This window comes from Bacillus sp. AR13-1 (genome assembly GCF_008042285.1).
Classification (GTDB): Bacteria; Bacillota; Bacilli; order Bacillales; family Bacillaceae_G; genus Bacillus_A; species Bacillus_A mycoides.
This window is the reverse complement of the sequence record NZ_QNUA01000014.1, coordinates 73,955-97,714: the sequence shown is the minus strand read 5'-3', so window position 1 is coordinate 97,714 and position 23,760 is coordinate 73,955. Positions and strand designations below refer to the sequence as shown.

18 protein-coding genes, 2 pseudogenes and 2 CRISPR repeat arrays are annotated in these 23,760 nt (G+C 34.1%); of the genes and pseudogenes, 1 reads left to right on the top strand and 19 read right to left on the bottom strand.

Going from position 1 to position 23,760, the window contains the following annotated elements; translation table 11 throughout:
• Positions 1-58: 58 nt before the first annotated feature.
• The 19 genes and pseudogenes from DN408_RS12900 to DN408_RS12800 all read right to left on the bottom strand — a co-directional run bounded on the left by DN408_RS12900 (position 59) and on the right by DN408_RS12800 (position 21,109).
• Entirely contained in the window at positions 59-283 is a 225-nt protein-coding gene (locus tag DN408_RS12900; RefSeq protein ID WP_147740165.1) for a hypothetical protein, read from the bottom strand.
• Between the two features lie 15 nt (positions 284-298).
• Positions 299-1,390 (bottom strand): DUF6094 domain-containing protein, encoded by a 1,092-nt coding sequence (locus DN408_RS12895; RefSeq protein WP_147740164.1) that lies wholly within the window; start codon positions 1,388-1,390, stop codon positions 299-301.
• 102 nt (positions 1,391-1,492) lie between these two features.
• Entirely contained in the window at positions 1,493-1,630 is a 138-nt protein-coding gene (locus DN408_RS31390; protein ID WP_179957896.1) for a hypothetical protein, read from the bottom strand.
• A gap of 21 nt (positions 1,631-1,651) precedes the next feature.
• On the bottom strand, positions 1,652-2,065 hold the full coding sequence (locus tag DN408_RS12890) for a DUF6018 family natural product bioysynthesis protein (protein ID WP_147740163.1): 414 nt from the start codon (positions 2,063-2,065) through the stop codon (positions 1,652-1,654).
• A gap of 1,558 nt (positions 2,066-3,623) precedes the next feature.
• Positions 3,624-4,109, bottom strand: a pseudogene (gene cas7c, locus DN408_RS12880) (type I-C CRISPR-associated protein Cas7/Csd2); the annotation flags it as partial.
• A gap of 27 nt (positions 4,110-4,136) precedes the next feature.
• Positions 4,137-4,695: direct repeats of the CRISPR family, unit length 32 nt; unit sequence ATTTCAATCCACGCACCTATAAGAGGTGCGAC.
• 169 nt (positions 4,696-4,864) lie between these two features.
• Positions 4,865-5,095: pseudogene (gene cas2 / locus DN408_RS12875) on the bottom strand (CRISPR-associated endonuclease Cas2); the annotation flags it as partial.
• A gap of 279 nt (positions 5,096-5,374) precedes the next feature.
• Positions 5,375-6,520: an AlbA family DNA-binding domain-containing protein gene (locus tag DN408_RS12870; protein WP_147740162.1), complete on the bottom strand. Its 1,146-nt coding sequence runs from the start codon at positions 6,518-6,520 to the stop codon at positions 5,375-5,377.
• Positions 6,521-6,729: 209 nt separating this feature from the next.
• A complete protein-coding gene (locus DN408_RS12865) occupies positions 6,730-6,921 on the bottom strand; it encodes a hypothetical protein (RefSeq protein ID WP_147740161.1) in 192 nt (63 codons plus the stop codon).
• A gap of 725 nt (positions 6,922-7,646) precedes the next feature.
• Positions 7,647-7,937, bottom strand: a complete 291-nt coding sequence (gene cas2, locus DN408_RS12860) for a CRISPR-associated endonuclease Cas2 (RefSeq protein ID WP_147740160.1) — start codon at positions 7,935-7,937, stop codon at positions 7,647-7,649.
• 9 nt (positions 7,938-7,946) lie between these two features.
• Positions 7,947-8,978 carry a type I-C CRISPR-associated endonuclease Cas1c gene (cas1c, locus tag DN408_RS12855; protein ID WP_147740159.1) on the bottom strand — a complete coding sequence of 344 codons (1,032 nt, stop codon included), beginning with the start codon at positions 8,976-8,978 and terminating at the stop codon, positions 7,947-7,949.
• On the bottom strand, positions 8,975-9,634 hold the full coding sequence (gene cas4 / locus DN408_RS12850; RefSeq protein ID WP_147740158.1) for a CRISPR-associated protein Cas4: 660 nt from the start codon (positions 9,632-9,634) through the stop codon (positions 8,975-8,977). Before cas4 ends, cas1c begins: the two co-directional genes overlap by 4 nt.
• Positions 9,624-10,484, bottom strand: a complete 861-nt coding sequence (gene cas7c, locus DN408_RS12845; RefSeq protein WP_002166868.1) for a type I-C CRISPR-associated protein Cas7/Csd2 — start codon at positions 10,482-10,484, stop codon at positions 9,624-9,626. Before cas7c (DN408_RS12845) ends, cas4 begins: the two co-directional genes overlap by 11 nt.
• 2 nt (positions 10,485-10,486) lie before the next feature.
• Positions 10,487-12,400 carry a type I-C CRISPR-associated protein Cas8c/Csd1 gene (gene cas8c, locus DN408_RS12840; protein WP_147740157.1) on the bottom strand — a complete coding sequence of 638 codons (1,914 nt, stop codon included), beginning with the start codon at positions 12,398-12,400 and terminating at the stop codon, positions 10,487-10,489.
• Positions 12,401-13,120 (bottom strand): type I-C CRISPR-associated protein Cas5c, encoded by a 720-nt coding sequence (gene cas5c / locus DN408_RS12835; RefSeq protein WP_002166866.1) that lies wholly within the window; start codon positions 13,118-13,120, stop codon positions 12,401-12,403.
• A 169-nt stretch (positions 13,121-13,289) separates the two neighbouring features.
• On the bottom strand, positions 13,290-15,719 hold the full coding sequence (cas3, locus tag DN408_RS12830; protein WP_147740156.1) for a CRISPR-associated helicase Cas3': 2,430 nt from the start codon (positions 15,717-15,719) through the stop codon (positions 13,290-13,292).
• A 141-nt stretch (positions 15,720-15,860) separates the two neighbouring features.
• A CRISPR array of direct repeats spans positions 15,861-16,419; the repeat unit is 32 nt; unit sequence ATTTCAATCCACGCACCTACAAGAGGTGCGAC.
• A gap of 253 nt (positions 16,420-16,672) precedes the next feature.
• Positions 16,673-18,367: a helix-turn-helix domain-containing protein gene (locus DN408_RS12825; RefSeq protein ID WP_137058317.1), complete on the bottom strand. Its 1,695-nt coding sequence runs from the start codon at positions 18,365-18,367 to the stop codon at positions 16,673-16,675.
• Positions 18,368-19,172: 805 nt separating this feature from the next.
• Positions 19,173-19,550 carry a hypothetical protein gene (locus DN408_RS12815; RefSeq protein WP_002166862.1) on the bottom strand — a complete coding sequence of 126 codons (378 nt, stop codon included), beginning with the start codon at positions 19,548-19,550 and terminating at the stop codon, positions 19,173-19,175.
• Between the two features lie 254 nt (positions 19,551-19,804).
• Positions 19,805-20,266: a helix-turn-helix transcriptional regulator gene (locus DN408_RS12810; protein ID WP_147740155.1), complete on the bottom strand. Its 462-nt coding sequence runs from the start codon at positions 20,264-20,266 to the stop codon at positions 19,805-19,807.
• Positions 20,267-20,914: 648 nt separating this feature from the next.
• Complete coding sequence (locus DN408_RS12800) at positions 20,915-21,109, bottom strand: hypothetical protein (RefSeq protein ID WP_218943193.1); 195 nt, start codon at positions 21,107-21,109, stop codon at positions 20,915-20,917.
• A gap of 675 nt (positions 21,110-21,784) precedes the next feature.
• On the opposite strand from DN408_RS12800, the gene DN408_RS12795 reads away from it, so the two are divergent.
• Complete coding sequence (locus DN408_RS12795) at positions 21,785-23,494, top strand: hypothetical protein (protein ID WP_147740153.1); 1,710 nt, start codon at positions 21,785-21,787, stop codon at positions 23,492-23,494.
• The last annotated feature ends 266 nt before the right edge of the window (positions 23,495-23,760 follow it).

Here is a 23,760-nt window from a genome sequence, read left to right as displayed (position 1 = left end):
CAAAAATAAAAACGCATCTTATCGATACGTTTCATGTCCTACTCATTAAATTTATTGTTTAAAAATCTATAAACTGTTTCCACTCTGGTAATGATTGCTCAGCTGCATGCAACATATCACCTGCACTATGGAACAGTGAGAATTGTTCTAGCATTGCCCAATGTGTAGTACTGAATTGAGATACACACAAGCAAATAAATGTTAGTACAATAGCAATACGAAATATACGATTGCTAAACTCCCATACGATGAATAATGCTCCTATTCCTAATAGTACAGACATAGCCTTCTTCCTTTCCTAGACAAGTTCTTTGACTTCACCTTTTGGCGTTGCGATGATAAATTTAGCGCGACGTTTTTGTAAAACAACTTCTTTCGTTGTTTTTTCCAATTGCTCGAATGAAGTTTCAAAAAACACATTTTCAGATCCACGAACAGCGTGGAGTGTATCGCCTTCACCAAGCAAACCATCTGCCACACCTGTTATCAGCAATAGTCCTAATTGTCCGGAAGCAATCGGCATTTTCGCTCTTTCAGCAGCTGTTTTCTCTCCTTGCAGTGAGTACCCATTCCCTCGATTTAAACGCTTCTTAAATGTTGCGATACCTTCTGATTTCCCAACACCTTCATAAGCACTTTTATAGTCCACTCTTGATGTGAAAATGAGTTTCTTCTGGTGATGCAATTCAGGTATAATCCAACTTTTACGATTCACCATTTCCGCTAATGTATTCACATGTTTTCTTACGAAAGCAAGATCGGACATATTTTCACAAAAATTAGCAAATCGATCATTGAAATATGTATCATTTTTCGTAGCTTCACGCTTACGGCCAATAAAGACACATTGCTTAAATTGCTCAAATTCTTCATTTTCATCACCAAAACGCATTAATCCTATTTCCTCGTAATTCTTAGCTAAGAAATAGCTAATTTCATCTCGAGCAAAACGATCATACGGAATGACATACACCATAATCCCACCATCTTGTAAATATAGGTGAGCACGCTTTAGGAAGTTGAATTCCATTTTCTCTGATTTTGCTTTTTCTGTACGAAGCTCCGTATTATAAGGAGGGTTTAAAAAAATAAGCGGAAAATAGTCATGACTAATCATCATGTTCTCAAAGCTTGAGCGTACCGCTACATCTAATTGCTCTTTTGCTTTGTCATACCGATTTGCATCTAATTCCACACCATATGTATCAAGTTGTATGCCAACTTGCTTCGCCTCGTCTGCAAAACTTCGTAAAATAGTGCCTTCCCCACAACATGGGTCAAAGCAAGCATAAGCTCGCCCTGGTTCCATTTGTAATAGTTGTATTAAGTGTTTCCCTTCTGTTAGTGGTGTTGGATAAAATCCCGCCGCTAAATCATTTCCTATACGCATAATCTTTCCCTCCAAGTTCTATTTTGCAATAAAAAAAGGAAGATCCAAGTATATACATCACTTAGTTCTTCCTTTTACCCTCTATACACTACCTCGACTTGCTTAAAATGGTAGTTCATCATCTGTAATCTCCGATAGCTCATCCATACCAGCAAATATGTCATCCTGCTCTTTGGATTGCTCTTTTGTTTCCTGCTCTTTTGGATCATCTAATACTGTCCAAATGTTATCTTTTTTCATATCTATATCCCTCTATCCTTCTTATTTTTCAGTTTCATAAACCACTTCTTCATAATCGAAAAAATAATCTTTCATCTTACGCATGAATTTACGAAACTTCGGTTCAGCTACAATCTTTGTACCATGGTAAAAACTTTGTTGCCCGACAAAGCGCCATAAGATGACATAGCCTTCTTTTGTTTCCTGGATGCCCTCAATAAATAATGCAATTTCTTGAGTAGCTTCTTTTTCATGAATAGAGTTTGGTTTAAAATATTGCTTTTTACCATCAGGTAATATGATTTCTGCCTCTAAACAACCTCGTAATTGATTAATTCTCGATCTAGATTCGGTTAACAGTGCAGATAAAGCATATGACTTCTGAGTTTTTTCCATTCGTGTTTTATGTTCCTCTACTGTTGGTACTAATCGTAAGTGTCTACAATCTTTTTTCATTTTACTATCTCCTCTATTTTGTAATTTGTTATAATTCATAACCCCGCCTGCGAACTTGAAAACAACACAAAAAGGGCTTCTTCAAGTCGATTAAAAATGTGCATAGCAAAATAAGCTATATATACACTAATCGGCTCAAAGAAGCCCTTTCACAATTGAAACAAGACGCAACTTGCTTCTACAACTCAACCACAACACAATAAGGTGTGGGAATAAACGGAATCAATTAAACTAACAATATACCTATATATTATATAATATCGTTATATATTTCAAGAAGTTTTAATTAAAGTTAACGCATTACCAAAAGAATCCTTCTTCCTCAAGATTGTGAAGGACGTTAGTCAAAAGGTATTTGGGTAATGCGTTAAGGCTTAATAAAATACTATCAAGTGTCTTACCACTTTCAATCCAAACACCTACTAGAGGTGTGACGCCCATACAATTCCTTTAGACGTTTAGCACTAGCGATTTCAATTCACGCAACTATAAGAGGTGCGACAAGTATTATAAGGAGAATTTAAAAAGATAAGTGATTTCAATCCACGCACCCATGAAAGATGCGACACCGATTTTTGTTCAAAATCATACAAAAATACGTTAATTCTGTTCAAAAATATACAATTTCTTTATTTGATAAAAAAATTTGTATAGAAAATCATAAATTTTACTCATAAATTATAAAAATTCAGGTGCGAATGTACGAGACATTTCATGTGTGCTATACGTTCTCACCTACTAAGATTTTAATCCTTGCACCAATAAGGGATGTAATTGAAGATAATCCGGTATGGATGAAATATTTATGTATTTCGATCCACGCACCTACATGAGATGCGACTGACAGACTTCTTTTTGTTCACCATTGGCTTGTTATTTCAATCCACGCACCCATGAGAGGTGCGACAAACTGGTTGTACATTGTATTCCAATCCGCGCACCTACTAGAGGTGCAACTTTAATAGCTGCTGTGTGCCCATAAATATCCTGATTTCAATCCACACACCTTCGAAAGGTGCGACATTAATACATCTCCTTTTTCCCAAACCTGCAAAGAATTTCAATCCACGCATCTACGAAAGGTGCGACAAATATTATTGGTTTTTTTCGGATATTCTTTAAATTTCAATCCTCGCACCTATAAAAGGTGCGAAAAGTAATTTTGAAAACTTTTGATGAATGAGCAATATTTCATTCCACACACCTACTAGAGGTACGGCTTCTTATATTCTGTCCCCTTTTTTTGCTATAATCAATTTCAATCCACGCACCTATAAGAGGTGCGACCCATGTCATGCTGTTCAGATTCCAGCACTTGACGATTTCAATCCACGCACCTACAAGAGGTGCGACAAAACGCTCCGGCCACACCGTTAAGCGACAGCCTGATTTCAATCCACGCACCTACGAGAGGTGCGACCTGCAAGTCTTACATAAAATATAACACATCTTTTATTTCAATCCACGTACCTTCAAGAGGTACGACTTTTCTTTAATAAATGGTTGATTAGCTTTTTAATAAATACGCTTTCCTTCAATCATTCTAACGTTTTCTTCATTACAGTCCATCAATAATCACAACTTTTAAGCTATCTAATTCATTTACCAAAATGTTATAGTCATCAATTGTTTTTGGTTCGTCAATGTTCCGCTTAATATCCAGTAAACGGTATACTTTTGCGGAAGAGTACTGGCCAAGTTTTGAATTATGCTCCCACCAACAAACTTTATGTACTTCTATACTTCCTTCAGGGCGTGCTGCTGACGCATTATTTTCAAACAATGTAACTAGTGCATTTTTAATCTTTTCCGCATCTTCGTTAGTAAAACCTGTCTTTTCTGCTAATTGTGTATTAATACTTCCATAAAAAACATAGACTCCAAAATCAACACGCTGCTTCATCCCCATCGTATCTGAACCTTTATCCTTCTCCTTCTCAGGCTCAGAATTTACACTTTTCGTACTCTGCATACTAGTAATGTCAATTGGATCAACACTAGTTGCTGTATGAATTGAAGCAGGTCCTCTTACTCCAACAGAGACACTAAATTACTATCAAGCATCTTATCAGTCTTAATTCACGCACCTATAAGAGGTGCGACTGTATTGCCGTCACCATCCAAAATCACAACTTCAATTTCAATCCACGCACCTATAAGAGGTGCGACTTTCTCAAATGGCAAACCTCCTGGTTGGTCAGATATTTCAATCCACGCACCTATAAGAGGTGCGACCAATTTCTCTTTCTGTTTCTTCAACACTTCCAATATTTCAATCCACGCACCTATAAGAGGTGCGACCTGCCTTAACATGTCACGAAAAACCATGTTTTGAATTTCAATCCACGCACCTATAAGAGGTGCGACGGTAATAGATACATTGAATTTCTTTAGAGGGATAATTTCAATCCACGCACCTATAAGAGGTGCGACCTTAAACCTGTTATTATTTGGACTACTTATATAAATTTCAATCCACGCACCTATAAGAGGTGCGACAAAGATTATTAGTATTGTAGGCCCAGCTCCTTATTTCAATCCACGCACCTATAAGAGGTGCGACGCTTTTTGAGTTGTGTAACTCATCGTCACTAACATATTTCAATCCACGCACCTATAAGAGGTGCGACTCCGATTTGTGTTCAAAATCCTACACAAATCCGTTAATTCTGTTTAAAAATATGCAAGTTTTTTTATTAGATAAAGAAACTTGCATAGAAAATCATAGACTTTACTCATAAATTATGAAAATTCAGGTGCGAATGTACGAGGAATTTCATGTGTGCTATACGTTCGCACCTAAAAAATTAATGGACCTTCTAAATCTATTGATTCTTTTACACCAATATGTTCAACCTTATTTTTATAGTTATTACCTAACTAATAAAATCTGAGACTATCCTTATCTTCGTCAATAATTTTAATTAATTCCATTTTTAAAGTAGCAAGTTGAGCTGCATCAACAACACATTCAAACACTGAGTTTTGGACTCGTTGACCATAATTTTGACATGTTTTCGAAAATTTTCGCCAAAGGAGTCCTACTTATTAAGAATAATCAAGGTCTTTATATCGATAAGGACCTGTGTCTTGTTGTTTTCGGTGTATGTTTTGTTTATTTGGCCAATTATCTATTTCTCTTTCAATAGCATTTATGGAGTATGGTATATGTAAAGTTAATTCTTCTCTAAGAATAGCGAAATATAAGGTACGATCTATACCATTTTCTTATTCAAGTTAACAACTAATATAGAAATGTCAGCTTGTAAGTTATTACAATGGTATTTTAATTTAGACATATAAATTTGATTATTTATGTATTCTAAATTCTTGTAATGCCTTATTTAATGCCAATCCAACTGATAATCTATAATTATCAACTTGTACTTCCAATTCATTTCCCATATCCACAAAAAAACGATTCTTTTTAACTTTGGCTAAATAATGTTCTACTATACTTTGATTTGATTCTATGTAGTCCTCAAATGATTCCAGTTCTTCTTGATTTTCGAAATAAAGTACTACTTCATCTAATCTTCTTTTAGCGAAAACTTCTTCTTGATTTTCAGCATTAAAGAAAAATTGCTGTAACTTATAAGTTATACTATCCTTCAAATAATATTTATATGTATATTTATGTTTTACATGCCATTTATCGAATCCTACATGTCCCCATTCGGGTATAGGTGTCTTATATCTTCCACTGTCTAATACTACTAATTCAAAGCTATCTAAAACTGTTTCATTACACATTATGTCTAATGTTTTATAACTAAATTTTGAATTTGTTTGTGAGTATACAAAAAATTCGCTTCCCCTAGTGTCATACTCATCATCAATATACTTTTCCACTAACTTGAATTCAGGTTTATAAATATTATAAGAAAAGTGATTACTATCTACCCATTCTGTTTTATTTTTTAATCTACTTTCTATTTGTAGTAATGGTGGAAAAGTTAATCCCAGCCTTTTTTTCCATAACATTTCTATTTGTTGAATAGTTGCATTTTGATTTATAGGGGTGTTTCTATCTCCAACCCTTGTGTATATGTATCCCTCTTTTATATTATTGTATTTTCTACTTTTGCTCTTTAAGTAATAAGGAACGTTATTAGAATTAAATATTGTAAGAATATCAACCTCTTTATGTTCTATGTTTATTGTATCTATTTGAATTCTTGGGGTATTATCACCTGCAAAAACAGTATTAGCAAGTAAGTCAAGTACACTTGACTGTTCCCTTCTATTTTCATTATTTATCCCAATTATATCTCCATTATCTGATACTCCAATTATTATATAGCAGTCTTTTTCATGAACTGTATTTGCAAAACAGAGAATATCATGTAATAATCTCTCATTGTCTCTATGCCACTCTTGTTTAAAATCCCAAAATTCTCCTTCGGATTTACTTGATATTAAGTTTTTAATTTTTATCATGAAATTATTGTTCATTATTAACCTCCTTTTATAAACTGAAAATTTGCTTCTAAAATTTTACATATCTAATTTGATGTAAATAAGCGTTTGCTTATCTCATTGGTCGTAAGGAAGTAAGCATATCTCTCGTATAACGATTTGGATATAATTTGTTTAGCATTCTAAAAGCATTTTTATTCTAAAAGTTTGCAAAAGTTATTCTTAACTCAATTTGTTTAATCTAATCACAATCCTACAAGAGATGTGATTTTACGCTCCGAGTCCTCGTTAAGAAATTGACAGATTTCAATCCACACACCTACAAGAGGTGCGACCAGCATGTACAGTAAATACGATGTGATGACAAAAATTTCAATCCATACACCTACAAGAGGTGCGATAATGAGAATTGTGGAGCGTAGGAATAGCATAAACATTTCAACCCGCGCACCTAAAAGAGGTGCGACTCGTCCAGTATGTACCGATAGGTAAACTCAGGAGATCTCAATCCCCGCACTAATAAGAGGTGCGACATTTTTACATTTTCATAGGTGACTTTGTAACGTAATTTCAACCCACGCACCTATAAGAGGTGCGACCTAACTGTAATACAATTCGTACTAAAGCTAAAATATTTCAATCCACGCACCTATAAGAGGTGCGACGCCGTTATTCGTATCAAATACAGCGCATGGAAAATTTCAATCCACGCAGCACCTATAAGAGGTGCGACATGATTCCTTTGCGGATTTCACAACAGAATTAGAATTTCAATCCACGCACCTATAAGAGGTGCGACATACCAATAGTTTGTAATAAACTTGCTTGCATATTTCAATCCACGCACCTATAAGAGGTGCGACATTTTCGTATAATCATATAATCATGACCAACAGGATTTCAATCCACGCACCTATAAGAGGTGCGACTTTGAGTAACAAAGATTAAAGCATTGTTATAAATTTCAATCCACGCACCTATAAGAGGTGCGACTCCGATTTGTGTTCAAAATCCTACACAAATACGCTAATTCTGTTCAAAAATATGCAAGTTTTTTTATTAGATAAAGAAACTTGCATAGAAAATCATAAACTTTACTCATAAATTATGAAAATTCAGGTGCGAATGTACAAGGAATTTCATGTGTGCTATACGTTCGCACCTAAAAAATTAAAGGACCTTCTAAATCTATTGATTCTTTTACACCAATATGTTCAACCTTATTTTTATAGTTATTACCTAACTGATAAAATCTGAGACTATCCTTATCTTCGTCAATAATTTTAATTAATTCCATTTTTAAAGTAGCAAGTTGAGCTGCATCAACAACACATTCAAACACTGAGTTTTGGACTCGTTGACCATAATTTTGACATACTTTTGAAACTTTCCGCAGTCTTTTTTGTCCTGCACCGCCAACAGTGCTTACATCATACGTAATTAATACTAGCAAATGTTACACCTACTTCCATAAAAATGGTGGATACTCATCTAAGTCATTACGTAAATAACGAGCCAATAACAAAGCTTGTGCATGTGGTACTAATCCCCAAGATATTTTTTCACCAAGATATGGATGTGTTATTTTTTCTTGCTTTTTATTTTGCCAAGCCGCTAAAAATTTTTTTCTAGCTTCATCTGTCATGATAACAGCTCCATTTTCCTTTTTTAGAAAATCTCCTTTGTTTATGACTTTTTTATTAATTAATGACAAGACAAATTTATCTGCACATACCCCTCGCAGCTCTTCCATGATATCTAAAGCCAAAGATACCCTTCCTGGTCGATCTCGATGTAAAAAACCAACATATGCATCCAATCCAACACCCTCTAATGCGGATGTCATATCATTTGCTAATAATGTATAAGCGAATGATAGCATTGCATTCACATTATCTAATGGAGGTCTTCGAGAACGTCTATTGAAATAAAAATCCTCTTTTTGTTGTAGGATCATTTGATCAAATAATTTATTATAACTTGTCGCAGCCTGCCCTTCCAATCCTCTTAATCTTTCTAAATTCTCACATTCCCTTACTTCAAGAATGATAGATGATAAGTGTTGAGAGATTACTTTGAATTGAGCCACATCTATTCGTAATGGATAATCTCGAGTCATTCTTTCAATTATCCATTTGTTATTGTAAATCTTTCCAACAATGAAGTTGCGCGCAATTTTAGCCGATATAACTTCATCTTCTGATATACGATATTGTTTCTTTCTTAGAATGACATTCCCCTTACTTTTTCCAATAACTCTAGCAAGAAATTGTCCATACATTGTTAAAAATACCAATGAAATATTTTTTTCTGTACAATAACCCATAAGTGCAGGACTTGTACCAGTATAGCCAAAAGACACAATTGATTCTAAGTTATGAAGTGGCAACCTTCCTATCTTCTCCTTTTCCTTAAGAAGAACGATATTATCACCATCTAACGATAAATAAACATCTGGTTGAGTTATAAATAATGTATTAAGAAGTTTTTTCATTCATGAATCTTCCCTTCAATATAACTTTTTACAGATCTTTTATTCATTAATCCTGGTAAGCATAAATTTTGAAGGGAACATTTTTTACAAAACGATCCAGTTTTTACTTTAGGAGTATACTTGCGTTTATAATAATCATACATTTCTTTGACAATTGACCTAACTTTATTCTTTTCATGTGCTGTTAGGGGTACTTTGATTCGGTGTTTTATTTCATTATAAAATATAAAGCCGGTCTTTATTTCACAAAGCAGCATTTCTTCTAGACATATAGCTTGTGCTGTTAATTGTAAAACATCCGAATCGTTTATTTTGGGTTTCCCGCTTTTATATTCGATTGGGTGAACAATATATTTTCCCTTGACACCATTTATTTCAATCCCACTATTATCTTTAATAAACTCTACCACATCACAAACACCTGTAATTCTAAGTTCATTTGATTTTATGGGCATCGCACGCACAGTGAGTTTGTTTCCTCGTTTTTCCTTAATAAATGGCTGATCAGCTTTCTGATGAAGAAACTTTCCTTCAATCGTTCTAACGTTTTCTTCCCATTGTTGTTCAATATGAATGAGAGCCCATTGTCGTTTACAAAATTGAAAATGTTGAATACCGGATAACATTAAATAACTATTTTCTTCATTACAGTCCATCAATAGTCTCAACTTTTAAGCTATCTAATTCATGTACCAAAATGTTATAGTCATCAATTGTTTTTGGCTCGTCAACGTTCCGCTTAATATCCAGTAAACGGTGTACTTTTGCGGAAGAGTACTGGCCAAGTTTTGAATTATGCTCCCACCAACAAACTTTATGTACTTCTATACTTCCTTCAGGACGTGCTGCTGACGCATCATTTTCAAACAATGTAACCAATGCATTTTTAATCTTTTCCGCATCTTCGTTAGTAAAACCTGTCTTTTCTGCTAATTGTGTATTAATACTTCCATAAAAAACATAGACTCCAAAATCAACACGATGCTTCATCCCCATCGTATCTGAACCTTTATCCTTCCCAGGCTCAGAATTTACACTTTTCGTAATCTGCATACTAGTAATGTCAATTGGATCAACACTAGTTGCCGTATGAATTGAAACAGGTCCTCTTACTCCAACAGAGACACCTTTTCCAGCTCCTCCTTTAAATGCAAAAACTTGTCCAAAGCTCCTTACATCAATCCACTCTTTACATGCGATTGCAGCAAATTGTTCATGAGGATTCTCTTTTGACTTTAACGCTTTGACTAAATCTACATTTGTTTCTGCTCTTTCCCTTAAACTATTAAACTGGTCTACCTTCCTATCATTTGATTGAACAAAAATAGATTCTTCCATGTCTTGCAGACGATTTCTAATCTTTCTTTTAATGGCTACATCAGAGATTTCCCCGTGGCCATCATAATTTTGTCTTGGACGATTCCCGTTCAAAGGATCTCCATTTGGATTAGCCTTGGTAACAGATAGAACAACTGCAAAATCGATTTTATGGTTTAAAGTTGTCATTATTAATTCTCCTCTCCATTATTTACTGCATCATCTAGTGAAACATTCTTTTCTTTTTTTTGATACAACTCATGCCGTTGACTATAAAATCCTAACAAATATTTTCCTGATAGTGGTTTATTATTGAAATCTTCGATTTTTATTTTTGAGCCAACCTCATCAATTAATTTGTTATAATACCAAACTTTCTCTCCCAAACGTGCTTGATATGGCTGTAGAGCCCCCTGAATCGTCTTCCATGTTCTTTCTGGATGTTGAGAAAAGGAATTCATATATCTTCTAGCATTTGTAGCACGTTGATCACCGGTATTTAAAGAATTTCTTTCCAAAACATCCGCAATTGCAAGAAGACGACCAAATAGATAATCACGATCAATATTTTCCTTATCTAATACCAATTGATATCCCTCCATTGTATTAATTAATGCACATGTAATGCTTAGTGTTTTTTCCCATTCCCATTTATCCATTGATAGAGGGTTTGATGCACGCTGAAAGGCACTTCTAACAATGTCGAAGGGAATTTTTCTCTCATCTATGATGCAAGGCAGCATACGCTCCATCAAACCCTTGACTACTTTCTCGTTTGCTTTTGGCCCATAAGCAGCAAAGGCAATATCTCTCGTTGATGGTGCTCCATAAAATTTAACAAATTCATTATCTGTACTTTTACGATAGCTATGCTCCCATACACAAGTAGAATGCCAGTTCTTTAACCTGTTTAAATAAAGTTTTTTATCCATATTACGATAATAAAGAACTGCTAATCTACCTGTTGTCGCTGAATCAAGCAAGAGAATATTTACATTCTCACTGGACGATAAATTATTTTTATAGCCATCAATCGCCTTAGCAACTTCATTGGCAAATTGTTCATGTGTATAAGATTTGACTTCTCGCTTTTTCGTTACTCTTAAATCCATTGAAAAAATGCTGTAACTGTCCTCTACAATATCTGGAATATCTTCTGCATCATTGCCCCAGACAAGAAATACACGTTGATCAATGATTTTCCCTTGCTTGTTAATAAGCCATTTCAATGCATTATGCGCTTTTTGGGACACATCATAACTAACGTTAGCAACTTCATTAGCCTTTTGAAATCTTCCTCTAAATGTAAATCCACTTGTATCATTTGCAGAAATCAATTTTGCCTTGTCCCCTGCATTCCTTATTTTATTGGCATGTTTGTCCGTACTTGGCATTATCTTTCCTGTTACATAGCAATAGTCATCTTTACCCAAAAAATCATTATAAAATTTGATAAAAGAATCGTACATTAGGGAATCTTTCCAGACCTTTGTTAGCATCTCATTCGGAGAATACACATTAAACCTAATAAAAGCACTTTCTTGCTTACCTGTAACTGTTGAAAAAATGGGCGGTTTTTCACCAAGGAAAGACTCCGCCTTTTCATCCCATGCTTCAATTAATTGGTCATTTGCATCAACATGCAAAACTTTTTGTTCGACTAAATCTTTTATTAATTGTCTTTTGCTTAAATAATTATAGATGCTCTTTACTTTATCTGTAGCATAGGGAGATACTGCCCATTTTTTTAATTGTCTTATGTAGGCTGAGAAAGGTTCTTCTTTTTTGATTTTCCCCCCATAGTTAACAAAGTCACCTGCCACATAACTCAACTTATCATGTAATGGATAAGGAGCTACTTTTGAACCGGCTCTGTTTGCGGAATCTTCAGTACATGGAATCAATGTATTGGCATCAATTTTATCAATGATTTCCGCGGTGTGAAATTCACCATCTTCTGTAATTGAAACTTCGATATGAGCTGTTTGAGTGGTATGAGAAATAGGTAGTAATGTATATTCTTGGCCATTATATTTTTTTTCAATTTTACCGACTCGATCTAAGTTTGATTGATATGTCTCGTACAAATTTAATAGCCAACTCATTTATTCACCACCTTTTTCTAATTGTTTGATAAGCTCCTCAACTGATTCAACGTTTGAACGGTCAAAAACCTTTGGCTCCATCTTAGATATTTTACGAACTTGTGTACATTCCTCTGGTCGGATAAATTGAATAATCCCATCTCTCATTACCGGATTCCATAATCGAACCTCTAGTTCATTTCTACCTGTTTCATCAGGATAATTGAGCCCATGAACCATTGTGCCTAAATGAATATCTCCACCATAATTATCATAAAAGCCTTTTCCTTCACCAAAAACACAAGGCTCCACATATCCTTGGCATTCTCTCGTTCCTAAAAAAATGTCTCTCCGTCCCCCAACTTTAAGTGAACGTTTTAGGATGTTATGATGCTTAAATTCATTACGGTCAAAAGCTAAATCTGGTCGATGAGGATTAAAGATAAAATGAGCCTGAACTTGGTATCTTACATTCTTTAAATATGTGTAATTTGCGAGTGTATTTCCGCCACCATACTCAATTGGACGAATACCTTTTGATTCCATTTTGATTGCATTCATAATTCTTATTTTATCTACAATCATAAGAAGAGTTGGCTTCCAGTAGATCGATTCGACAATCCCTTTAATAGCTTGATAAGTTGGTACTTGATAAGTTAACTTTTCTCCTCCCATTTTCATCAAGGGATCTGTGAAAAGAGCGTAATCACCAAACACTTCAAATTCAATAGAATTTCTCAAAGATTCTCCCTCCTTTTTTTATTTTCTATATTTTGCTAGTAAATTAATGATACCCCTCCTATGTAACGATATCAATATTTTACGATTATATATTATATGAAATTTAAGAATTTTTTAGATGTGGTATAAATGTGTGAATTAAAAACCCTATCTCAAACCAAGATAGGGTTTAAAATATAGCTGTCTTAACATCGCTCTCATTAAGCAAATTCAAACCATATTCATCATTATAAGCACCTTCCTTCAAGGCTAGGATTTTCCCATCAAGATAGTATACAAGTCCATCGTTTATTATCAATTGTTCTTTTTCATAGTTGAATAAGTTAACTGTATACTGCTGTGCCTTTCGTAATAACCGACTTAGATCCTCAATAGAACTATTGCTATTTAATTCTGCGATAATATCCTTTCCTTCTTCATATGGGACAATAACTGAAGTGGTTAGATCATCAATGACGTTAAAATGTTTGGCCGCTGTCTGGTAGCTATTTAAAATAAATAACGGAATGTCCTTTTTGGTGTGTTTATGTATATATGCTCGACGATAGCTATTTTCTATTCTCGGTGCAGATAATAGCTCAGTCATGTTCTTTTTTAGTTTTGGAATAAAATAATTTAGATCAGATTCAAATTCTGTATAATATTCTTTAAAATACCTTTTCATTGCCTCTCTTGATAAAATATGCCCACCATGCGATTTGTTGTTACGCTTCAAGTCTTCAAGAATCTTTTTCGTAATTTTCTTTCCGATTTTAATCTCCTTTAAACGACTTAGGTTTTCCTCTTCATAATCAATCACATAGACATTCTGTATGTCCTTTTCCCCATGACGATTACACCTTCCCGCAGCTTGCGCTATAGAATCTAACCCAGATAGGGAGCGAATAACACACTCAAAACTCACATCCACACCAGCTTCGATTAACTGTGTGCTAATGCAAATGATTTTTCTTCCATCTTTGAGGCACTTCCTAACCTCTTCTAAAATTTTATGTCGATGGGCTGCACACATTGTTGTGCTTAAATGGTAAATCGGAATATTTAATCGTTGACTCAGTAATTGTGTATATAAATCTCTCACAACCGATTTTGTATTCAAAACAATTAGGATACTTTGTACTTCCTCTATTTTTGTATGTATAAATGTTGTGAGTTTATCTTTATTAAAGGTTTCAATAGTTGCTTTATCAATGATTTCTACTCTTTTAAATGATTCAATTACATTATCGAGATTATTAATCATTTCAGCATCTGTATTTACGTCTAATTTCTGTTCTACAAAGTCCAAAGCTGGTTGAGTGGCAGTGCAGAGGACTATACTGGAACGACTATATACTTTTAAAAAATTCAAGGCTTGATTAAATAATGAAACACATGAAATAGGAACTTTTTGTACTTCATCAAAAATAATAATTGCCTCACTTAAATTATGGAGTCTTCTAGTATTTCTATTTCCCGTTGCGTAAAACACATTTAGAAACTGAACCATGGTTGTAAAAATAATAGGCGATTCCCAATTATCTTTAGCTAGCTTTAATTTTTGTTGTACGCTAATCATACCGTCTTCATTTTCATCATTATCATTCACTTCTTCAACTATATTTGAATGATGTTCTAAAATATTTTCTTCATCTTCTAATATTCTTCGGACCTCTTCCGCATTTTGCTCAATAATTGTTGTGTAAGGTACAACATAAATAATTCGTTTTTTATTATGGATTTTGGCGTGTTTTAGTGCATATCTTAAACTAGCTAATGTTTTACCACCACCAGTTGGAATAGATAACGTATATATACCTGATGCCCTCTCAGCAAACTGATCACACTGCTCTGACATCTCTGTTCTTAGAATATTAATAGGGGTATTTGCATTCTGCTGTTTTTTAAAAGAATTGATTTTTGACATGAGCCTCTCGTAGTATATCTCGAATAACTCACCAGATTTTATTACGGATTCTACACTTTTTTCTTCTTCAAATAATCGGGTGTTTGTTCTATCAGCATCAATTAATGTACTAAAGATAAATTTAGTTAAAAACATTAATTGTTTTTCAGTATTTTCCGGGGATTCTTTACGTAAAAAACTTTCTAGTTCTTCAGTGGCTTTGTCAACATACTCATGAAAATCTTGCTCACTCATAACATGTTTAAAAAAGAATTGCTGTGTTACATCAAATCCACTTAATTTTTTATCTCGCACTCTATTTAAATAGGGCGATTCTAAATCTGGATTTAAAAAGTCTTGAAGGTATCCATGGTGAGAAATAATAGCATTTCCTACTATCTCAGATAGTATTCCTTTATAAGGAATGATATTTTCTGTATGGAATAATTGATATAACAATTTTCCACCTGCAGTTGAATGATCAACACTCCCTCTTTTAGATGAAGAATTAGGGTTATTTACTGCTTCCAATATGTACTCTCTAAACTCATTGGTATATTTACCTAAATCATGGAGCATGCCCGCTAAACCAGCTAAATGTTTTATACCAATTTTTTCTCCATAGATTTCAGCTAGTTCTTTTACTCCTAATAAATGCTCTTCGACTGTTTGTACTTGACTGTCACTCTCGCGGATATGAGCAATGTAGGTCATTCAATCTCCCTCCAATTTATATTTTTAACATGTGTGTTAGATACTGCAGATAGATACTTCCAGTTGAGTATCTAATAAGCTGAAGACTGTTTTGAAGTTAAAGTATTACCTTAAAAACCCCTTCTTCCTCAATCTTGTGATATTTCAATCCACGCACCTGCAAGAGGTGCGACCGAAGTTTTTGTTATCTTGAGCCTGACTCTCTAATTTCAATCCACGCACCTACAAGAGGTGCGACATGAACTCTTCAAACATCTCAGCTTGTTCTTCTGAATTTCAATCCACGCACCTACAAGAGGTGCGACGCAACAAGGTTTCACAGATGGACAAGCACAAGAAATTTCAATCCACGCACCTACAAGAGGTGCGACTTATTTTGCAGTTCGTAAAGTTGATCATTAATTATTTCAATCCACGCACCTACAAGAGGTGCGACGAAGGCGTGTAGGGTTGCCTTCCTTGTCTGTGTAATTTCAATCCACGCACCTACAAGAGGTGCGACTGTAATTTAGCTGCACGTTTCATTGCGTGTTTCTTATTTCAATCCACGCACCTACAAGAGGTGCGACTAAACCCAATAAACGCAACTGAAATCATGTTAATATTTCAATCCACGCACCTACAAGAGGTGCGACGATTATAAAAATCCTATAGATTACCTTTTTGAAATTTCAATCCACGCACCTACAAGAGGTGCGACCCCGATTTGTGTTCAAAATCACACACAAATACGGTAATTCTATTCAAAAGTATACAAATATTTTTATTTTATAAAGTAATTTGTATAAAAATCATAAATTCCAATCATAAATTATGAGAATTCCAGGTGCGAATGTACTAGGAATTTCATGTGTACTATACGTTCGCACCTAAAAAATTAAAGAGCTTTCTAAATCAATTGATTCTTTTACACCAATATGTTCGACAATAGCCTATATATATTAAGTCATAATTTACAATAAATTAACTACCTCTTGTCTCTCTATCCACTTATCAAGCTTATTCTTTGTATCATCATTTAATCGTTTCCTTTTACCGGATAACATCCTAGAAAGCGTTGAATACGAAATATCAATTTCTTTCGCTAACTCACGTATACTTTTATTATTCTTTTCTTTATACGTATTCATCTTTTCAATATAAAACTCGATGCTATTAGGAGTCTCTTGATTTAAAATACTAATTTGCTTCTCTTCAATTACTGGCGGCTTTTCTTCCATCTCGATGACTAATGGGACCCGCTGCTTACTTTTCTTAGTAATCAACTCCTGTTGTAGTTTAACAAGTTCATTTGTAGGAGAAATACTTACTTTCAATTTTAACCAATAGTTTTCAAACCAGTTTTTCCCCTTACATTTCTCTTCATCAATTTCAGGAGAGTATTTCCACTCTTGAATCACTTGATCCCTCATTAGGTCATCTAACGTCTTTTCAAAAACTTGTCTTATGAGACTTGGTTTTCTATTCATACTTATCTCCATAACTTGTAATAGCCCTTTGGGACCACCAATACTATATGAATGAGTTAGATGTTGATATGATTGTTGAATGCGCCAGCGCCAGCTAAAGTATCTTGTCAGCCTTTTATGATATCTCTGCTGCTTACTGTTATACTCTAGTGCTTTCTTAGATAATAAACCTGTTAGTTTTTCAGAACCATATAGATATTTCGATAAAAAACTACCTGGTGTAACGTTCATACTCTCTATTCCTAATGTTCTATCCGTATCAATATCTTTTGCAATGATAATTTCGTCCATTACAAATAGCCTTCTAATTCTTTGCTTTTTATAAGCTAAGGTTTCATTTGGATCCTCTTCATTTAATATCACAATCTCATTATCTTCATTTACATAAATAAAAATGCTGGCAAGGGCAGCTAAACGCTCCATAATCTTTAATCTGTCCTCTTTTCGATAATAAGCTTTACCGTTCTTGATTTGCTTCATATTACACATCTCTAATATCTGCTCATAATGTACAGGCACAATAGTCTTATCATTTTCCGCACTCTTTACCCATAGTTCCGTTACAATATCGAGGCAATCCGCCGTCAAATCATCCATTACTCGAGTTAAAAAAGTAGAATCAATTAGCGTATTCCATCTTTTTAGCTCTTTTCTTTGTAATTTCATATCACCATCATCATGTGCAGATACTACCACTAGACTATTTTGTTTATCCTGCAACTGAGCAATACGAACATTCTTATCTTGGTCATCTGTAAACTTATTCTTAGCAATGGTGTCTGATAAATGGTACATAAATCCTGCATTACTTCGTTCTATATAATCACTCTTAGCCTCTGAATCTAAAGGTAATTCTTTTGCGAAAACAGGCAGTTTAATTCCAAATTCCATATATAAATCGTCTTTTAGACATTCAAAAATTTCTTCCTTATAATTATCTAATTTGGGAAGGATGTCTATCGCAGATAATCCTAAAGCTTCCTTTTTAGAAACCCATTTCACTAATCTTTCGAAAGTCTGTGACGAATAAGTTGAGTTGTAAATCCTCTGTAGATCTCTTTCTACATCTTGATAGAAGTGTTGCCATTTATTTAAAACTCTTTCACTTCCCTCAACTCCAGTAAATAGAGGGTACGCTATATATAAAGTGTTTTGAAATAGTACTTTTAACTTTTCCACTAATAATCCTCCTAATTGCTTCTAATACAATTATATCAATTGCTGCTAATCATTTATACCTTTCTAAATAGAGTTTCAAAAGTATGTAAAAATCACCAGTCATTTGCCTGTTTTTTTGAAATATAATGTTTTTTCTGAATTGTATACCTTGTTGCAAAACACGTAACACATTTGCATTATGGTGTACCTTTCGGGATAGATAGCATGGATGGTTTGGGGATTTTTAGTGCATTATTGTTAAAATGAAAAATAGAACAGCATTGCGTTGTGCTGTTCTATTTTTATTAAGATACTAATTGTGTCTCTATTGTAAATTATTATAAGCCAACATCAATGATTGGGAGAGACAAATTGACGAGTATACCAATCAACACGAGTACTAGTATACTAATTAACACGAGTATCAAAACACTGAATTTTAAATATTTAAAAAATACTGCATACTTTGGTGTTAAATACCTTTGTATCAAATATCTTAGACAATCAAAGAAAATACCATATATGAGAGCTGTCAATATACGAAATGCGTATATATGATTGTTAAACACCATATCCCTAAAGGGTTCAGCATATATTAAATTATTTAATATATGGTCCAATCCGAAAACGAAAAAAACGAGTCCTTGAGGGTCTAGTCCACTAATGCGAAAATAACAAAGTAATAAACCGATTGCTAAAGATAAAAATGTATAACTTTTTAACATCTGTTTTAATAGGTTCATTATAAATAGATTCCTTTACTTATTAATAATATAGTTTTATAGACTGAAAAACACTGATTGAGTTTTCGCAACCAAAATAACTATTAGATATAAAATGAATCTTGTACAGACATTAAATAATAGAAAAAAGTCCCTAATATTCCAGTAGTAAAAATAATAAATCCCATATTGCGTATGCTTTTAATTTTTGCTTGTAGACCATTAAATGCTGCTAACAACCCAGTTAAAGAGAATAGAGTCCAGTATAGCAGGGGTGGAATAGGAGGAATTATATCTCCACCAATCCCCAGACCCCAATCAACATAAGGTAGAACGATAAAGGAAAGGCTAAGTAATCCCATTACACTCGCGAGTAATTTACGATATTTAACCCCTGTAATTATTAAAAAAATCCCACCAAAAAAACCGCATGAACAAAGAATAGGCGTAAATAAAATATAAAGTAAGCTCAAGATGTACATATATAATCTCCTTCAAGTTGATAAGTTTTATTTTAACTCTATTTATATATAGAGAAAGGAACTGAGGAATCAAATTCAACAAAACACAACTACCAATAGTTAAGAAGCTGAAAAAGGCTTAAAATAACCGTCATCCCGTCGATATAGTATTGGGGATAAAATAAGCACATCCTAATAATAAGGTCAGGGTCAACAACATTAGTAAAATATTTTTCATTTATGTATTCCCCCTCTTTTTAGCTCTGAGAAATTATTTATTTTTCCGAATTTATCGTTAATTTAAATAGTTGATCTAGCGCTTCTTCTCTATCAAACGAACTAAACCAACGGTAATCATGTTCGTCTAAAATACGATAATGCTGACTAATCAGATTTTGCTGTAAGCGAAAGTCCTCTTTTTCTTGAATTTTTTTCCACCATAATTTTCCTCCCAATGTTTTTTCTTTGGAGTTGTTAATACTTTTGTGAGCCATTGTTTCGATTACTACTAATGGATCATCTCCCAAAGTGGACTGTAAAACCTCACTCCCCCTAAATAATGCACAAATAGCCACGGTATTGGTCCAGCCTGCATTAGATCTCCCCTTTTCGATTTGAACGAGTGTTTTCTTTGAAATGCCGAGAACTTCAGCCATTTTATCTTGCGTATACCCCTTTTCAGTACGAATTAACTTTATTTTCGTTGAAATGAGTTCGATTATAAGCTCCTTATTCATCTTTTTTCCTCCCAAAAAGTAACTTATGTATTATTTAGTGTAATTTTACACTTTTGTTAATCCTTTTTCAACTTGATTTTCCCCTAGGCCTCGGACGAAAAAATCAATGTTTACCTTATGTTTTCATTTTTGTACATAAACTCATCAATTTCTAAACATGTAAAATTGATAGATAGTTTTCTAGTTTTTTCATAGACCTTAGTACCAATGAAGGCCGCTACGGCGCGATAACACCCCCATTAGGGATGGGAGGAATTGGTACTAGGGTCTGTGACTCGCTTTCATGAGATTTCCTAAGATGTTTTATTTCATTAATATATGAAATAGAAGAAGCATTATATATGCTAAGCTATAGCGCTATGTTATAACTGTTGGTTATCTAGGATTGGGATTTGGCCATTAATCCCTTTAAGTGCTGCATTCTTATTTCGCCAAAAGATAGCAAAGACAGTACGAGCTTCGGCGATTGATTATGAAAGGTATAATTCCCTTATAGGAGGTGTCATGGTACTATGTCAGATACTGAGATTGTATATACCGCTAATGAAGTGTATAAGCGTTTAGGAGTGAGTGGAAGTACGCAGATGTTTGTGTTGCAACATCTTTCCCATCTTGCGTACCCTTACTTTATAACTTGCAACACCTTTCTCATCTTGCGTACCCTTCCTGTAAAACATGCAACATCTTTCCCATCTTGCGTACTCTTCCTGTAAAACATGCAACATCTTTCCCGCGTTGCGTACTCTTCCTGTTAACATGCAACATCTTTCCCATCTTGCGTACTCTTCCTGTTAATATGCAACATCTTTCCCATCCTGCGTACCCTTCCTGTGAAACATGCAACATCTTTCCCACCTTGCGTACTCTTCCTGTAAAACATGCAACATCTTTCCCATCTTGCGTACTTTTAGTACAAAACAAGCAACACCTTTCCCAACTCACGTACTCTTTCACTAAAATAAGCAACATTCTTCCCGTGTTGCGTACTTATTTCTCGCAACAAGCAACACCTAATATTTAAATTATTTAATTTCATGTTAAAAAGAAGCAACATTTTTCCCAAGTCGCGTACCTATCTTGCTAACGAAATCAGTTACAAACGCTGTTATATCAAGTGATTTAGGATATTCAATAAAAATCAAACTATATATTACATAAAAATTCTTTCCCAAGTCGCGTACCCATTTTCCCGAAAAAGAAGCAACATCTTTCCCAAGTTGAGTACCTAAAGTTTATTTGAATGCCTATAAAGTATTGATATTAAAGGATTTTCTTTTTCCTCGAAAAGTAGCATCATACAAAAAAAGAGCAACAACCCTTCCCAAGTCGCGTACCAAAAAAAAATTCAAACTTTTTTTTAATCCCTTGAGGCTCTAAGGCTCATAAGGTGTTGCTTTTTTTAAAATTCTCTCTTAAAGGGCACATTTTTACAAAATTCGTTTTGCTATAATCAGAATTGGAATATTTTATAGTCTTTTGGCATATATTTCAGAATTTTGCAGAACGGAGGTGAGAAAGATGGGGAAATCATTTATTATACGAAATCAGCGTAGCTTAAATGGAGAAACGACAAATGCAGTTTTAGTAACACTAAAATCTTGGCAAAAGTTTGTGGAAACATTTGAAGAGAAATACTACAGCTATAAAGATACATATTTAGAAGATATTCTGCAGCACATGACATACGAAGAACGTATTGCGGATGTAGAAGGTTTTGTCGAACAAGCCAAACCATCTTTTTCACGTCGCGCAATGTCTGCACTTGCAGAGAAAACAGGAAGAAAGCATAAGTTATATGGCATTACGAATGCAGATCTTGAAGTGTTCTTATATCTACATAAGAAATGTTATACCAATGGTATCATTCCAAATGTAACAATACATATGATGTGGGAAGATTACAAGCAATACAAAGAAGAATTTGCTTTTATTCAGCACTCACAATTCTATATCGCTCTAAAGAAATTAAGCATACATAACATAATCACTATCGAAAATGGCGTAGATGGTCGATATACAATCAAACTCACTCATTTTATGAATGAAGAAACAGAAAAAGCAAATCCATACGTATATATTAGTCCTGTTGTATTTACAAAGGATTTCTTTAAGCTATCTGTAGCAGCTAAGAAGCTATTCTTAGATATCGCTATGCAACAACATACAGAAACAACTTTAAAGCGCTCTTTGGACAAGCAGGACGAAAGAGGAAACAAAACTCACTTTGGCGGGATGTATCGTTTCTTACATAAAAAATATCCGCACCAGATCCGTGCGGTTATCGAAGAATTAACTACTGCATTACCATGTACGGGTAATGCCCTATTCAAAATTTGTAAAATGCAAAAAGGTGTAAAGCATACCAAACGATATACAACATTATATCTCTCTATCCATTCGGACTTCTTATGTACGAAAGAATCTGGAGAAGAACAACACAGGGATCCATTTACACCAAAAGCTACCTATGCTCGTAAAGCAAAATTCATCGAATCAGTTCTACAAGAAATGAATATCGGTGAACTGTCTTCAGACATGAATAAGTTCATTCATGTCTTAAAGCATACTTGTCATCGTCAAATTCGCAGTGTAATTCGTGGGCTTCGTGACATGGTTGATCGAAAAGAAGGATATCCAACGAAAATTGTATATACATTGAAAAAAATATTGCATCAAACATCTCAATATCAAATTCTTGATACTGCGGCGAAAGAAGGCATCTACCCTCTTATTGCGCAACATGTACCAAAAGAGAGAAATAGTGACCGTGAACAAGCTGTCTTTAATTTTGGTCTACATTATTCCATGTACTCTCTTCGCAACATTAAGAAGATGTTTAAAAATGTGCATGCACTACTGAAGCAGAAGTTTGCGGTACCAGTGACGGAAGAGTCTTATCACCGTAATTATCTAAAATACCAGGAAGAAACGTTATTTAGAAAATATGCATATGATCAGGGAGTGAATCTCCATGCATATATCGCTTTAGAAATTGAAATGCGTGAAAAATTAAAAGTTCGTGGCCATAAAGAACGCACGATTCCAAGTGATGTACGTGAATGGTTTATCGAGGCAATTGATAAGCTGCCACAAGAAAAACTTCGTGTTATTGAGCTACCAAAACAGTTTAATTTACTAGAGTTTATGCGTACATTCGAACGTTTAGTACGTGCTGGTGTAACAATAACAGCTCCAGATCAGGTGCTAACCGCAATGGAAATAAAATAATAGCAACGAGCTCTCTATTTTTGAAAAAATCGAAAGTGGAGGGCTATTCGTGTTTGTTTCATTAACATCCCTTTTCTACTACTCTATTTATAAATACCAAATCAGAAAAACTTCATGTAAAATGGAGTCTTTTTTTATACATTTCTATACAAATCATCTTCTACCTATAGAAGAATCTCCACATTACACATTGAATATTATTCACGTGTAGTAAAACATCCGATTTTATATCTACAAAAAATCAGAAAGATATTTATAAAAATAGT

Coding starts and splice junctions, on each gene's coding strand:
- DN408_RS12900 (WP_147740165.1), bottom strand. CDS start 283: ATGTCTGTACTATTAGGAATAGGAGCATTATTCATCGTATGGGAGTTT.
- DN408_RS12895 (WP_147740164.1), bottom strand. CDS start 1,390: ATGCGTATAGGAAATGATTTAGCGGCGGGATTTTATCCAACACCACTA.
- DN408_RS31390 (WP_179957896.1), bottom strand. CDS start 1,630: ATGAAAAAAGATAACATTTGGACAGTATTAGATGATCCAAAAGAGCAG.
- DN408_RS12890 (WP_147740163.1), bottom strand. CDS start 2,065: ATGAAAAAAGATTGTAGACACTTACGATTAGTACCAACAGTAGAGGAA.
- DN408_RS12870 (WP_147740162.1), bottom strand. CDS start 6,520: ATGAACAATAATTTCATGATAAAAATTAAAAACTTAATATCAAGTAAA.
- DN408_RS12865 (WP_147740161.1), bottom strand. CDS start 6,921: ATGTTTATGCTATTCCTACGCTCCACAATTCTCATTATCGCACCTCTT.
- cas1c (WP_147740159.1), bottom strand. CDS start 8,978: ATGAAAAAACTTCTTAATACATTATTTATAACTCAACCAGATGTTTAT.
- cas4 (WP_147740158.1), bottom strand. CDS start 9,634: ATGGACTGTAATGAAGAAAATAGTTATTTAATGTTATCCGGTATTCAA.
- cas7c (WP_002166868.1), bottom strand. CDS start 10,484: ATGACAACTTTAAACCATAAAATCGATTTTGCAGTTGTTCTATCTGTT.
- cas8c (WP_147740157.1), bottom strand. CDS start 12,400: ATGAGTTGGCTATTAAATTTGTACGAGACATATCAATCAAACTTAGAT.
- cas3 (WP_147740156.1), bottom strand. CDS start 15,719: ATGACCTACATTGCTCATATCCGCGAGAGTGACAGTCAAGTACAAACA.
- DN408_RS12815 (WP_002166862.1), bottom strand. CDS start 19,550: ATGTACATCTTGAGCTTACTTTATATTTTATTTACGCCTATTCTTTGT.
- DN408_RS12810 (WP_147740155.1), bottom strand. CDS start 20,266: ATGAATAAGGAGCTTATAATCGAACTCATTTCAACGAAAATAAAGTTA.
- DN408_RS12795 (WP_147740153.1), top strand. CDS start 21,785: ATGGGGAAATCATTTATTATACGAAATCAGCGTAGCTTAAATGGAGAA.